Here is a 13,711-nt window from a genome sequence, read left to right as displayed (position 1 = left end):
TTTTAAGTCTCATACTGTATTGTATGAGACTTTTTTTTGGTATCAACTTAATTGACAATATAATTTAATAGATTGAAGATGTAGGATAGACCTATAAATTGATCTAAACCTTTTTTTAAAATCAAGTAGTAATTAATAATTCATCATTCCATATTTAAAATGAAAAATACATGAAATTGTATGATAGATGCTGTTATCCAATTTTGTCAGAAAATTAGATTTGGTTAAATCTCTTTCAGAATAGATTTTACTAAATCTTTTAATAATCTTTATTACAAGTTTCTAAAGCGATATGTATTTGAAAGCGGTTACTGGTGTCAGAAGAAGTTTAGGCGGATAAGTTCATACACTATATCCTATTCTGATGTAATTATGTTCATTAGAATAATTTCTGTTATTTTTCATTTATAGTAAAGATTAAACTTTCAGAAATGTTTTATCAACTCTAAATGACTACCCCAGCATGAGATTGGAAGAAAGTTCTTGTAAAGTAAATGTTTTTAGATTTTCTGATGAAGTTTTAATATTTTAATAAATATATTTCTGTCTTTCAACAGAGAATTTATAATCTGTAACCTCGTGATGAGATAAATTGAGACCAGTTTATTTGATACAAAACAAAATAATATTATAGTAAATTTAGGGCTTTACGGCTTAACTTGCGAATATTGTCTTCAAATAATCTTCTTTAAAATTTCTTCTAACAAATTTTTTTTATCATTTTTTTGAGCCGTAACAAACTCATATATTTCTAACAAAATCGACAAAATATTAAGGTTGTCAGAATCAAAGATGACTAAAATCTACTCAGAATCCCCCAATGGATCTTAATATCATTGAACTTAAAAGGATTTCCGAATTCATTACCGTTTGACAACTGGAAACTCATCAAACCAATTGGGATAAAGAAGTTAAAACCAAGCCCGACGCTATACAATTTTGGCTTCACATTGAGTGATTTGTTGTTAAGCTGTCCATATTGCCCAAAAACATCAAAAAATGCCTGATTTCCGATGAGATAGCGATATTCTAAGCTTCCGTAATAGTAAAAATCTGCAGCAAGAGAACTTTCATTGAAACCCCGAAGAGAATTCCAGCCACCAAAACGGTAGAGTTCGTTAGCAGAAAAGTCAATTTTAGAATCCATCATTGCGCCTTCTGCTTTGATGTTGAGAAAGTGATTTCCGTTGATATGATAATTATGTTCACCAAAAAAATAGAACTGATTTTGTGGAGCTGTGATATTATCTTTGGTATAAACGGTCGTAAGATAATCGTAACCACCGTTTATTTTTGTCTTGTAAAGAAATAAATCAATGTCAGTAGGTTCCACCATTTCAAACCAGATTCCGATTCCTTTTTTGTTATAATCTTTTCCCTGAACGTAAAGAGAGTCGATGATTGTTGAGCTTTCAAAAGTTCCTCGCAGACCGATTTTGTTTCGGCTGTTCAGGTGGTAATATAATGCTGGAAGTGCCTTTACGTTGGCAAAAGTTGAATCTTGTCTGAATATATTTACTTTCATATTCAAGCCAACATTAGATTTAAAAAGATAAGGAATATCCGTCTGAAGATCAAAATTTTGACCTTTATCCGGATTTCGTTGCCAATATAAATTGACGGTTTCAAAACCGTTGAACATATTTCTGAAATTGACATTCAGCGTTCCGTTTAAAGTGAATTTTTCTGTTTTATCGTTCCCAAAACCAATGACACCATCAAAACTGTTGGTCTTCTTCTTTTCCATAAAGAGATAAATCTGGGTAGAATCTTTCGTAAAAAGTGTTTGTGGTGGTCGTTCAAGACTTACAAATGCATGACTTTGGAAATTTTTATTAATGGCAATTAAATTTTTATCATCGTAAGTTTTTCCTTTAAATTCTTTCTCAAGATTTTTCATAAACCTTTTGGGAACTCTTGAGTAGCCTTTTACTACAAAACCATCAATCGTTCGTTTGTCATTTTTATTGATGTCAAGTTCTACAATTGGATAGCCATCTTTTTGACCTTTGTATTTTGATTTGATCCTGCTGAATGCAAAACCTTCATCAATATATTTTTTGTTGATGACTTTTTTGGTTGAATCTAAATTTTTAGTAAAAAATTCTTTCTCGATTTTGTGTCTGTTCACAATAGAATCAGAAAGTGTGACAAATGTTTCGTTGAAGTTTTTTCCTTTGTTGTAAAAGATTTCTGTGCTGTCTCCTTTTATTTTTACTTCTTTCAGTTCTGTGAAAAAATAATTGCTTTGCGCCAAAGAATCGAGAAATTTGGCGGCTGAAAGCGAATCTTTGACCTTTTTTTTGACTTTTGTGTCAGAATCGATCAGGAAATAATGCTTCTTCTGCGCTTGTACAAAAACGCAGAACAACACAAAAAATATGTTTAGAAATAACTTCAACGAATAGAAAATATAATTTTTGTTTGTCATTCCGTAGGAATCTAAGCAACGGTTTTTAAAATAAAAAGTTTAGATTCCTAAGGAATGACAAAAATGCTGTTTTAATTTGGGAATTTTTATTTTAAAACTTGTTTAATAACTGAATCTATGACAGTTTATTATATTTCTTCATTAAATTCTCATAAGTTCCCTGCGGAAGAATCCATTTCAAAGGAACTCCGATTTTCTGACCGAATTTACCGAAATAATAATGAGCTTTCCACTTATTTTTAGTTAAAAGTGTATCAACATATTCTGCAACTTCCGAAGGTTCTGTTCCGTCACCGACATGAGAATTCATCAAAGCGTAAACTTTATTAAAAACAGTTGCATAAGGTTCGGAAACTTCTGTTTTCACTCTGTTCTCTGCAATATTGGTTTTAATATCTCCTAAATGAAGGGAACACACCTCAATATTCCAAGGATAAACTTCATATCTCATTGCTTCGGTTACTTTGTCTAAAGCAGATTTTGAAGCAGAATAAAATCCACGGAAAGGTAATCCCATCTCACTTCCAATGCTGGAAATATTTATGATTTTTCCAAATTTATTCTCTCTCATTTTAGGTAAAACAGCGCTCATCATTTGAACAGCTCCGACAAGATTCAGATTAAATAATTTAAGAATATCTTCTTTCGTAGAATCTTCTACAGCACCTACCATTCCCATTCCAGCATTGTTGATAAGAACATCGATTCTAGTTTCCGTTTTCAGAACTTCAGCAATTGCATTCTGAACGGCATCGTTATCTGTAATATCGGTTGGGATTGATTTAAAATGTTGACTTTCGGTAAATTTTCGGCTCAAACCGTAAACTTGGTGACCTTTCTTCCCGAAATATTCTGCTAAAACGAAACCGATTCCTGAGGAAGTTCCGGTAATGATGATTGTTTGTGACATTTAATAATAGAAATATTTATTTGAATTAGGAATTTTGAATTTATTTTCTCCTGGTGTAAAATTATTCATTTTTACAAGAGAACCGAGTTTATGAATGAATTCTTTGTGATAATCATTGGGCTCAGTTTCATTTTCTCCACAAGAAGAATATTGTTCATCAATAATTGTTTTTCCAGTTGAAAAATTAATTTCATTTAAAATGTAAAATTTACAAGTGTCATCAAATCTGTTTATAGAACCAATCAGATGAAAATCATTATTTTGAAAACGGAATGTATGTTTATATCTCTGCGTATGTCTAGAATTTGTCATAAATTCCTGATCAATAACTAAACGATTATTTTTCACTGAGAGAGTAAGCACATTGTATTTTGGATCAAAACCAGTTTCGGAAGCAAAAAGGACTGTTGAATTTTTTTTCCATATTTTCAGTTTCCCATTGATTTTTTTTAAAATGAAAAGTTCTCTTTGATCACCTTTACTAAAATTGAGATCAATTTTTTTATCAGTATTAGAAACAATGACGATTTCATCTTTTCCATCTTTATCGAGATCTCCTTTGATCTCGAGCATTTTTTTATAACCTTTCGGAATGACAAAGTTTTTCAATTCCTGAGAGTAAGAAATTGTGAAGAGAAAAATTGTAATTAACGAAAATAAATTCTTCATTTAATTTGAATTTAAAATCTCTGCTAAATCTTCCCAAAACATTGGGTAAGATTTTTCTACTACATTTCCATCTTCAATATGTATTTCTTTGACTAAACAAAACGGCGCAAAACTCATCGCCATTCTGTGATCCTGATACGTTTTAATTGAAATATTTTTTTCCGCATCCTTAAACGCTAATGATTTTATCGTTGAATCTGTAATTTCAGTTTCTGTTCCTAATTTTTTTAATTCGTTATGTAAAGCTAAAAGTCGGTCAGTTTCTTTTACTTTCAAAGTTCCCAGTCCTGAAATTTCAAAAGGTATTTTTAATGCTGCTGCTGTTACACAAAGTGTTTGTGCGATGTCCGGGCAATTATTCATGTCCAAAACAATTTTTTCCGGAAAAGAAAAATCCGGGTATGGCTGAAGCGTAAGTTGATGGGTGTTTTCAGAAAAAATGGTTTTAATTCCAAAAAAGCGTTCATAGATATCAGCAATCGCAGAATCCCCTTGTGTAGATTCTTTGTAAAAGCTTTTAAGATGAATTGTTTCTCTTCCAATCGCAGCAAAAGAGTAGAAATAAGACGCAGAACTCCAGTCACTTTCCACTTCATAATTGATTATTGTTGAATGATTATTGGTAAATGATTCTACTTTGATTGTGTTACCTTCAAAAGTATTTTTAATTCCGAATCGGGTTAAAATATCCAAAGTCATTTCAATATAAGACCTTGAAGTAATTTCCCCAACCAGATTGATTACTAAACCGTTTTCTAATTTCCCGGCAATCAATAGAAGAGAAGTGATAAACTGACTCGAAATATTTGCCGGAATATCTACTTTCGACTGAATAATGTTCTTTCCTGTAATTTTCAGAGGTGGGAAACCTTCATTTTCTAAATATTCAATGTCTGCTCCCAAATTTTGCAAAGCTGAAACAAGATTTTTGATCGGTCGTTCTTTCATTCTTCCGGAACCTGTGAGGATAGTGGTTTTTCCTTCCTGAATCGAATAATAAGAGGTCAAAAAACGCATCGCCGTTCCTGCGTGATGAATATCAACGGTCTCTAAGTTTTGGCTTAATGCTTTATTAAGCAATTGTGTATCCTGAGAATTGGATAAATTCCCGATTTTTATATTTGAAAATAAACTTTCCAAAATCAACAAACGATTCGAAATACTTTTCGAACCGCTGATTTGAATGGTTTTATTTCCTGTTAATTTTGATTTTTCAAGCTTCTTCATTATTTCTTCTTTTTAGACTTAAATATCAGATCTTAGACTAATATCTAAATTCTAACATCTAATTTCTATTTCAATTTCTCATTATTCTGATGGCGTTCTTTATCGCGGTCAGTTTTTACTTTCATTTTTTTATCGAAAGCTTCCTGCAGATTGGTTCCGGTTTGATTGGCTAAACATAAGGTGACAAATAAAACATCAGCCAACTCTTCGCCCAGATCTTTGGTTTTGTCGCTTTCCTTTTCGCTTTGTTCTCCATATCTTCTGGATATAATTCTTGCAACTTCGCCTACTTCTTCCGTCAGCATTGCCATATTGGTCAGCTCGTTAAAATAACGGACACCAATAGTTTTAATCCATTCGTCGACTTGCTGTTGCAGATTTGTAATTTCCATTTTTTTAAAAACCAGGCTAAAAGTTTAAAGGAACAAGTTAATTTCAATTATCTTACTGATAAGCTCCTAATGTTGGATTAGTAGTTCTCGTAACACCTACAATATCTGTCGGAACTGTTGCAGCGATTAAAACCGAACCCTTATTTCTAGCAGGGGAATCTGCTTTTACACGTAAGTTCATTTGTGCTACGAAATAATTAACAAATTTAGGATCTTCATTCTTAACGCTTTGAATAACGCTATTTGTAGGGTTGTTTTCAAACATATATCCGGCACCGGAAACTCCACTGTATTTTATGGATGAGTTTTGAATTAAGTACTGAAACTGGTTCATACCAACTTTTTCCAGAACTATTGAATTATCTCTGTCCGAATAAACAATACTGTTGAGAATATTTAAATTTTGCAATGCTCCGTAAACAGTTTGCCCGTTTTCTTCTTTAAATTCATTGGTGGCAAAAATTCCCAATCTGTTAAGAGAGCCCATTGTTCCGGAATAATTGGCAATCGTTGCGTGGGTGTAAGAATGATTTCCTCCTTTGAAAATTCCGATAGCAGATTCTCCACAGTTATTCATGACTAAATTACTTGCATTGACCGTCGATGCAACTGCATAAATTCCGTATTCCTGGAATGTATGGATGAATGAATTTTTAATCGTTGCGGTGCTTTCTCTTAAATCCAAACCATTTGTTCCTCCGAAAAGTCTGGTGTGATTCATATTTAAAAGAGAACCGGCTGCCATTCTGATAGAGTTCCAGTTTTTTGGAATTGTATCGTAATAGGGATCATTTCTGTCTCCCCGCATGATTACCTGCTCACTCTGAGTTCCATTAATATTTAGAATACCACCTGCGGCAACTTTCATTCCACTGTTTTTATGAAAATAAACTTTTGTTCCTGCCTGAATATCTAAGGTAATGTTTTGATCTATTGTAAGATCACCATATATTATTTTAGCTTTATTATTTGTCCAGGTTGTATTACTGCTTAAGATATTAGGATTCGAAGGTGTCTGAATAAAAAACTCAGCATCCTGAACCACAGAAAATAAAGTAACGTGTTGCTGACCAACCGGACTTGTAAAAATCACGCGGTCCTCAGCAATTGCTTCCGGACCTGTCGCTTGTGGTGCAATTTCAACGAAAATATACAGACTGTCTTTCTTTCTCAAAGGCACATTGGTAAATTCATGTCCTGTTTTTCCGTCAACATTGATCTTATATAAAGAAGCAGCACCTTTTTCAAGATTGATTTTCGGGATCATGATGTCTTTGTCTTCGTTATTATAAACTTTCACAGCATAGGTTTCAGATCTCACCTGGTGATAAACCGTATCACAAAATACGGTATCTCTTGAAAAGCTAAGTTCCTGAGACGGCGCATCAAAAGAAATCTCATCTTTATTACAAGAAACTGCAAAAACAAGCATCCAGAAAGAACAAAACAGAAGTAATTTGAATTTCATCGAAAGTAAAGTTTAATATAGATTTCAAATTTAACGAAAATACTTCAATTTTCATATCCTTAAAAAATTATTGCTCAAGTATTTGTATATTATAAAAAATATTGTATTTTTGCAACCTAAAATTTAGCAGAGAAATACCATTACTATTTCGAAAGCAAAACTTTAATTTTTTAAAAAAATTGTATTATGAAAAAAGGAATTCACCCAGAAAATTATAGACTTGTTGTTTTCAAAGATATGAGTAACGACGAGGTATTTGTAGGAAAATCTACTGCTGAAACAAAAGACACTATCGAGCACGAAGGTGTAGAATACCCATTGATCAAAATGGAAATCTCTTCTAGCTCTCACCCTTTCTACACAGGAAAGACTAAATTAGTTGATACTGCAGGTAGAGTAGATAAGTTCATGAATAAATACAAAAAATTCTCTAAGTAATTTTTTGTTTTAAAAATATTTAAAGTCTCCCAAATTTTGGGAGACTTTTTTTATTATCTTTTTATTGATGAATTCTTTAAATTAACGCTTTTTTTAATTTTTAAAGTAATGTTTGTCATTCCGGAGGAATCTAAATTCTGTAAATTATTTAATGCTTAAATCATAAGAATAACTGAAGTTTTCCCTTTTACTATTTTTAGTATTTGTATTTTTGTTGAACATTGAATATCTCAAATTATAAACTTTAAATTTAAAACTGAACGATGCAATTAGTATTTTCAGATGCACAATATTGGGAAGATTTTCTTCCGCTTACTTTCACCCGTCCTGTTGCAGAAATGCGATGCGGAATTCTTACGTTCTCCGAAAGATGGCAGAAAATCTTAGAAAAATCAGAAGTTTCTTACTTTACCGAAAATTATCTTCAGGGTAAATTTAAAAATCCGGAAGATGTTGAAAGTTTGTTTTTGGTAACGAATTTTTTACCGAATGAAACAGTGATTCAGCAAATTAAAGATTTGAAATTGGGTGAAGCTTTGGTTTATGAAGATGAATTGATTGCTGCAAAAATCAATATGAAGGGTTTTTCTCTGAATCAAATAGAGAAAATGACTGACATCAAAGAAGAATTGATTTTCTTTAAAAAGCCAACCGACCTTTTTACTTATAATGATAAAGCAATTGATTTTGATTTTGAATTATTAACGAAAGGAAAAACTTCTCAGGAATTGTCTTCCACTAACGGATTTTTGGGCGACAAAAAAGATTTGTTCATAGAAGAAGGTGCACAAATTGAATTTTCAACAATCAATACAAAAACCGGAAAAATTTATATAGGCAAAAATGCAGAAGTGATGGAAGGTTGCAATCTTCGCGGTCCGATTGCGTTGTGTGAAGAATCCAAATTTAATTTAGGAGCAAAAATTTACGGAGCAACTACGATTGGTCCGCATTCTAAAGTGGGTGGCGAGGTTAATAACATCATTATTTTCGGATATTCTAACAAAGGTCACGATGGTTTTGTAGGGAATTCTGTAATCGGAGAATGGTGTAATCTTGGTGCAGATACGAATTCTTCAAATCTGAAAAATAATTATGCTAACGTAAAACTTTGGAATTACAGAACCAAACATTTTGAAGATACTGGTTTGCAGTTTGCTGGTTTAATTATGGGAGATCATTCTAAAACTGCTATCAATACCCAATTAAATACGGGAACGGTGATTGGCGTCGCTTCCAATATTTTCAGAGAAGGATTTCCGCCAAATTTAATAGAAAACTTTTCTTGGGGCGGATTTAAAGATGATGAAAGATTTAAATTAGACAAAGCCTACGAAGTTGCCGAGAAAGTAATGGCAAGAAGAAAACTGCCTCTAACAGACGATGACAAGGCAATTTTGAAACATATTTTTAATGAATATTAGACCATATAATAATGAAACTTCAAACTTTTTTGAAGTTTTTTTGTTTTAGATGTAATATATTTCAGTTTTTAGATGTCTTACTTATAGAAACAAACTTATGACCCAAGAGACTTTCAAGAATACGGTTTTCACTCTCAAAGATGAGATGTATCGTTTTGCGAAAAGGTTTGTCATGAGCAGCGATGAGGCTGAAGATGTAGTGCAGGATTTAATGATCAGGTTTTGGCAGAAAAAAGAGGAGTTGGAACAGTTTGGAAATTTAAAATCCTATGCATTAAAATCTGTCAAAAACGAATGCCTCAACCGATTGAAACACCACGATGTGAAGTTAGGCTTTGCAGATTTGCAGCTTCACCGGTCGGAACTCTACAGTATGGATGTGAATAATCTGAAGGAGCATATTATTGGTTTTATCAATCAGCTTCCTGAGAAACAGAAAATGGTCATTCATTTGAAAGATGTAGAAGAGTATGATGTGTCTGAAATTTCTGAAATGCTGGAAATGGAAGAAAATGCAGTAAGAGTCAATCTTATGCGGGCAAGACAAAAAGTAAAAGAACAAATCTCACAACTGATGAGCTATGAGCAACGAACAATATCAGGATAAATATAAAGAAGTCTTAAACGACTTAAAAGAGGAAAAAATGAATTGGGATTTTGAAGATTTTCTTCAAAAAGCAGAAGGTAATACACATAATGAGGCAGAAATTATTCCCATCAGCAAAGCCAAGCCTTCATTTCCAAAATGGTTTTGGATGGCAGCAAGCGTAGTTTTGATTTTTTCTGTCGGTTTTATTTTTAATAATAACCAAAATGCAGAAGTAGAAAATCAGGCGCAATTGGTTGCAAATGAAATTCAAAAGCAGAAATCTGATTTTATTAAAGAAAATCATGAACATCAGACTCAGGTTGCAGTCCTTAGCAGTGACTCAATTTCAGGAGCCAAAAAAGATTCCATTTTTCAGGAAAGTTCTCTGGCTGAAGTAGATGTTTTAGATAAAATTCTTTCTAAAAAAAGCAGAATTAAAAAGGAAACAAAGCCAAGATATGTCAGCAATACGGCTGTTAAAAGTATAAAAGATTCCACAGGATACAGAGATTCTTATGTTATCGTCAACGGTAAAAGAATCGATAATATGGAAGAAGCCATTAATGTTACAAAATATTCGTTTCAGGTTGTTGCAAACAATGTCAATCAGGCATTGGCACAGCCGAAAGTAATGGATAATGTAGAATACTAATAGAACAATCAATATAGATTACGCAACTGATCAGGCGGATGGTAATCAACTAAAATTTAAATTAAAGTCATGAAAAAAATATTCATCATATTCGCACTCGCTTTTTCACATTTTTTCAATGTGTATGGGCAAAAGGAAAAACTGGATCAGCTTTTTGATAAATACCAGGAAGTAGAAGGTGTCACTTCAATCAAAATTGCAAAACCAATGTTTGGGATGCTCAGCAATCTCAATATTGCAGATTCTGAACTGGATCAGATTAAACCTTTGCTTGCCAAAATCAATGGCTTGAAAGTTTTAATTACCGAAGATTCGGACAATGCAAAAAATCTTATCAATATTTCTCAGTTAAATAAAGAAATCACGTCTTACCTCAAAAACATGAATTACAACGAAATCATGTCGGTGAATAATGGCGAAAGCAAAATCAAATTTCTTTCTTCTGAAGCTAAAGACGGAATTCTTGAAGATATTCTGTTGAGAATTGACAGTGGTGGAGGCGAAAATATTCTGGTAATGCTGGATGGTAAACTTTCGATGGATGATGTCAATAAAATCATCAATTCAAGTGAAACCCATACAACTTCATCTACAACTTCTACAACAAGAAGCAACTTTAATTCAGAAAGTACGTCGTCTTATCTTAACGGAGAAAACAGAAATGTGGGTGATTTTTCAGGAATCGACGTAAGCACAGGAGTAAATGTGGTTTTCAAACAGGAAAACGCAACCAACGTAAAGGTTTATGCAGATTCGGATAAGCTTCAGAATATCATTACAAAAGTTGAGAACGGTGTTTTGAAAGTCTATATCGATAACAAAGGTGCAAAAAAAATGAAATTTAAAAACCTGAGCGTTAATATTTCTTCTCCAAAAATGGATGGTATAAAAACATCTTCAGGCTCTACTTTTACGGTTGTGAATTCTATTAAAGAAAACAATCTGAGAATTGATGCTTCATCAGGGTCTAGTGTTGTGGGAAAATTTACGGTCAACAACACAACAGATCTTACCGCAAGTTCGGGTTCTAATGTGAAAGCCAATATTACTTCCGGAAAGATTATGTTAAAAAGCTCAAGCGGTGCAAGTGCAAATGTTGAAGGAAATGCAGATTTCGGGATGTTTGATGTGAGCAGCGGAGCGGTTTGTAAAGCAGAAAATCTTCGTGTAAATGTAGCAGAGGTAGAATCTACATCAGGGAGCAGTGCTTCGGTAAATGTACAGGTTAAAATGAGAGTAAAAGCGTCTTCTGGTGGATCGGTAAGATATAAAGGAAACCCAAAAATTGATTCTGATGTCAGTAAAGTATCTGGCGGAAGTCTTTCATCAATCAACTAAATAATTCTAAAGCCATGAAAATCTTAAAATCAATCTTCGTTGCCATTTGTACAATGTTTCTGATGCAATCGTGCATCGTTTCAGAAAAACCGAATATGGCATTTTTCTCAAAGTCAGAATATGATTATAAAGGAGCAAAATTCGTAAGCATCAATGTACCTCTATTTTTAGCTAAACCATATATCAAAAAAGCTTTGAGGGAAGAAGGTGACAATGAAGCCGTCATTGCATTGGTGAAAAAAGTCTCTAAAATAAAAGTGCTCACCGTAGAAAACGGAAACAAAAAAATGCTGAAAGATTACGCCAGTTATTTAAACGATAACAATTACGAAGAGTGGGCAACCATAAAGCATGATGGTAATAACGTCAATATCAGAGTAAAACAAAATGGTGAATCTATCAAGAATATGTTGATTACCGTAAATTCAGATAAAGATTTGGTTTTTGTGGATGTCAAAGGAAGTTTCACTCCAGATGATATTTCTCAAATGATCAGTCATGTTTCAGATAAATAATTTCATATTAACTTATTTTATATTAAAAAAGTTGCAGTCATTAAGATTGCAACTTTTTTAATATAATTTACTAATTGTTAAGTTTTATTTAAACTATTAAAAAGCATTTTCGTATCTCACTAAAAAATCTTAATTTTGCAAGAAAGTAAAGATGTCTATTCATAACAAAATTGTAGAGACAGCCATCACTTTCGATGACGTTCTTCTCGTACCTTCTTATTCAGAAGTTTTACCTAACCAGGTTTCTTTAAAATCAAGACTTACCGATAAAATCACGCTTAATGTTCCTATAGTTTCTGCTGCGATGGATACTGTTACAGAAGGCGAACTGGCTATTGCACTGGCAAGAGTTGGAGGTTTAGGTTTCATACACAAGAACATGACGATTGCTGAGCAGGCTGCACAGGTAAACCGTGTAAAGCGCTCGGAGAACGGAATGATCTCTGATCCTGTAACTCTTACAAAAGACCATACTTTGGCTCAGGCTAAAGAAACAATGGCTAAATATAAAATTTCTGGTCTTCCTGTTGTAAATGCAGATAATGTTTTAATAGGAATTATTACCAACAGAGACGTGAAATATCAGGAAAATCTAGATATGAAAGTGGAAGAGATTATGACGAAAAATAATCTGATCACTTCTGATAAAAATACGAATCTTGAGAAAGCTAAAGAGATTCTTCTTAAAAACAGAGTGGAAAAACTTCCTATCGTTGACAAAGAGAATAAGTTAGTTGGTTTGATTACCATTAAAGATATTGATAACCAGTTAGAATATCCAAACGCAAACAAAGACGAAAATGGCCGTCTGATCGTGGGAGCAGGAGTTGGAGTAGGTGAAGATACAATGGACAGGATCGCTGCTTTGGTAAAAGCCGGAGTTGATATTATTGCCATTGATTCTGCACACGGTCATTCTAAAGGAGTTTTAGATAAAATTTCAGAAATCAGAAAGGCATATCCGGATCTAGATTTGGTAGGAGGAAATATTGTAACAGCTGAAGCTGCAAAAGATTTGATCAAGGCCGGTGCAAACGTTCTTAAAGTAGGAGTTGGTCCAGGTTCTATCTGTACAACAAGAGTTGTTGCGGGTGTTGGAGTTCCTCAATTATCAGCTATTTATAACGTTTACGAATATGCTAAATCTAAAAACGTAACGGTAATTGCAGATGGAGGTGTTAAACTTTCGGGTGATATTGTAAAAGCAATTGCAAGTGGAGCAGGAGCCGTAATGGTTGGTTCTCTTTTAGCTGGAACTGATGAATCTCCGGGTGAAGAAATTATTTACCAGGGAAGAAAATTCAAAGCTTATCAGGGAATGGGAAGTCTTTCTGCAATGAAAAGAGGCGGAAAAGAAAGATATTTCCAGAGTGAAGCTAAGAAATTTGTTCCGGAAGGTATAGAAGGAAGAGTTCCGCACAAAGGGAAGTTGGAAGATGTGATTTTCCAGTTGACAGGAGGTCTTAGAGCCGGAATGGGATATTGTGGCGCAAAAGATATTGAAGCTTTACAGAAAGACACCAAAATGGTGATGATCACAGGAAGCGGATTGAAAGAATCTCATCCACATGATGTTATTATCACTCAGGAAGCTCCGAATTATTCTTTATAAAACTAAATTTTAAGATAAATAAAAACTCACAGAATTCTGTGAGTTT

The 13,711-nt window shown here is 33.2% G+C and carries 13 protein-coding genes; 7 read left to right on the top strand and 6 right to left on the bottom strand.

Features of this window, described 5'->3' with window-relative positions:
* Window positions 1-796: 796 nt before the first annotated feature.
* From K0R77_RS11670 to K0R77_RS11645, 6 genes are all read right to left on the bottom strand, one after another.
* Window positions 797-2,431 (bottom strand): hypothetical protein, encoded by a 1,635-nt coding sequence (locus K0R77_RS11670; protein WP_300352402.1) that lies wholly within the window; start codon window positions 2,429-2,431, stop codon window positions 797-799.
* Window positions 2,432-2,546: 115 nt separating this feature from the next.
* A complete protein-coding gene (locus K0R77_RS11665; RefSeq protein ID WP_300352400.1) occupies window positions 2,547-3,341 on the bottom strand; it encodes an SDR family oxidoreductase in 795 nt (264 codons plus the stop codon).
* Window positions 3,342-4,010, bottom strand: a complete 669-nt coding sequence (locus tag K0R77_RS11660; protein ID WP_300352398.1) for a hypothetical protein — start codon at window positions 4,008-4,010, stop codon at window positions 3,342-3,344.
* The gene (locus tag K0R77_RS11655) at window positions 4,011-5,237 is read right to left on the bottom strand and encodes a 3-phosphoshikimate 1-carboxyvinyltransferase (protein ID WP_300352396.1); all 1,227 of its coding nucleotides are present in this window, start codon (window positions 5,235-5,237) and stop codon (window positions 4,011-4,013) included.
* A 65-nt stretch (window positions 5,238-5,302) separates the two neighbouring features.
* The gene (locus tag K0R77_RS11650) at window positions 5,303-5,629 is read right to left on the bottom strand and encodes a nucleotide pyrophosphohydrolase (RefSeq protein ID WP_300352395.1); all 327 of its coding nucleotides are present in this window, start codon (window positions 5,627-5,629) and stop codon (window positions 5,303-5,305) included.
* 52 nt (window positions 5,630-5,681) lie between these two features.
* Window positions 5,682-7,097, bottom strand: coding sequence for a hypothetical protein (locus K0R77_RS11645; protein ID WP_300352394.1), 1,416 nt, complete (start codon window positions 7,095-7,097; stop codon window positions 5,682-5,684).
* 186 nt (window positions 7,098-7,283) lie between these two features.
* On the opposite strand from K0R77_RS11645, the gene K0R77_RS11640 reads away from it, so the two are divergent.
* The 7 genes from K0R77_RS11640 to guaB all read left to right on the top strand — a co-directional run bounded on the left by K0R77_RS11640 (window position 7,284) and on the right by guaB (window position 13,665).
* A complete protein-coding gene (locus tag K0R77_RS11640) occupies window positions 7,284-7,535 on the top strand; it encodes a type B 50S ribosomal protein L31 (RefSeq protein WP_129535844.1) in 252 nt (83 codons plus the stop codon).
* A gap of 263 nt (window positions 7,536-7,798) precedes the next feature.
* Complete coding sequence (locus K0R77_RS11635; protein WP_300352390.1) at window positions 7,799-8,959, top strand: GlmU family protein; 1,161 nt, start codon at window positions 7,799-7,801, stop codon at window positions 8,957-8,959.
* Window positions 8,960-9,056: 97 nt separating this feature from the next.
* Complete coding sequence (locus K0R77_RS11630; RefSeq protein ID WP_300352389.1) at window positions 9,057-9,566, top strand: sigma-70 family RNA polymerase sigma factor; 510 nt, start codon at window positions 9,057-9,059, stop codon at window positions 9,564-9,566.
* The gene (locus K0R77_RS11625; protein ID WP_300352387.1) at window positions 9,541-10,200 is read left to right on the top strand and encodes a hypothetical protein; all 660 of its coding nucleotides are present in this window, start codon (window positions 9,541-9,543) and stop codon (window positions 10,198-10,200) included. Before K0R77_RS11630 ends, K0R77_RS11625 begins: the two co-directional genes overlap by 26 nt.
* Window positions 10,201-10,269: 69 nt before the next feature.
* The gene (locus K0R77_RS11620) at window positions 10,270-11,538 is read left to right on the top strand and encodes a DUF4252 domain-containing protein (protein ID WP_300352385.1); all 1,269 of its coding nucleotides are present in this window, start codon (window positions 10,270-10,272) and stop codon (window positions 11,536-11,538) included.
* 14 nt (window positions 11,539-11,552) lie between these two features.
* On the top strand, window positions 11,553-12,053 hold the full coding sequence (locus K0R77_RS11615) for a DUF4252 domain-containing protein (protein WP_300352383.1): 501 nt from the start codon (window positions 11,553-11,555) through the stop codon (window positions 12,051-12,053).
* 151 nt (window positions 12,054-12,204) lie between these two features.
* Complete coding sequence (gene guaB, locus K0R77_RS11610) at window positions 12,205-13,665, top strand: IMP dehydrogenase (RefSeq protein ID WP_300352381.1); 1,461 nt, start codon at window positions 12,205-12,207, stop codon at window positions 13,663-13,665.
* Window positions 13,666-13,711: the final 46 nt, after the last annotated feature.

It is taken from the genome of Chryseobacterium sp. (genome assembly GCF_029240215.1).
In the GTDB taxonomy this organism is placed as follows: Bacteria; Bacteroidota; Bacteroidia; order Flavobacteriales; family Weeksellaceae; genus Chryseobacterium.
This window is presented reverse-complemented; position numbering and strand designations above follow the sequence as displayed.

Excerpts from the sequence above, each read along its gene's own strand:
- K0R77_RS11670 (WP_300352402.1), bottom strand. The coding sequence starts at position 2,431 with ATGACAAACAAAAATTATATTTTCTATTCGTTGAAGTTATTTCTAAAC.
- K0R77_RS11665 (WP_300352400.1), bottom strand. The coding sequence starts at position 3,341 with ATGTCACAAACAATCATCATTACCGGAACTTCCTCAGGAATCGGTTTC.
- K0R77_RS11660 (WP_300352398.1), bottom strand. The coding sequence starts at position 4,010 with ATGAAGAATTTATTTTCGTTAATTACAATTTTTCTCTTCACAATTTCT.
- K0R77_RS11655 (WP_300352396.1), bottom strand. The coding sequence starts at position 5,237 with ATGAAGAAGCTTGAAAAATCAAAATTAACAGGAAATAAAACCATTCAA.
- K0R77_RS11650 (WP_300352395.1), bottom strand. The coding sequence starts at position 5,629 with ATGGAAATTACAAATCTGCAACAGCAAGTCGACGAATGGATTAAAACT.
- K0R77_RS11645 (WP_300352394.1), bottom strand. The coding sequence starts at position 7,097 with ATGAAATTCAAATTACTTCTGTTTTGTTCTTTCTGGATGCTTGTTTTT.
- K0R77_RS11640 (WP_129535844.1), top strand. The coding sequence starts at position 7,284 with ATGAAAAAAGGAATTCACCCAGAAAATTATAGACTTGTTGTTTTCAAA.
- K0R77_RS11635 (WP_300352390.1), top strand. The coding sequence starts at position 7,799 with ATGCAATTAGTATTTTCAGATGCACAATATTGGGAAGATTTTCTTCCG.
- K0R77_RS11630 (WP_300352389.1), top strand. The coding sequence starts at position 9,057 with ATGACCCAAGAGACTTTCAAGAATACGGTTTTCACTCTCAAAGATGAG.
- K0R77_RS11625 (WP_300352387.1), top strand. The coding sequence starts at position 9,541 with ATGAGCAACGAACAATATCAGGATAAATATAAAGAAGTCTTAAACGAC.
- K0R77_RS11620 (WP_300352385.1), top strand. The coding sequence starts at position 10,270 with ATGAAAAAAATATTCATCATATTCGCACTCGCTTTTTCACATTTTTTC.
- K0R77_RS11615 (WP_300352383.1), top strand. The coding sequence starts at position 11,553 with ATGAAAATCTTAAAATCAATCTTCGTTGCCATTTGTACAATGTTTCTG.
- guaB (WP_300352381.1), top strand. The coding sequence starts at position 12,205 with ATGTCTATTCATAACAAAATTGTAGAGACAGCCATCACTTTCGATGAC.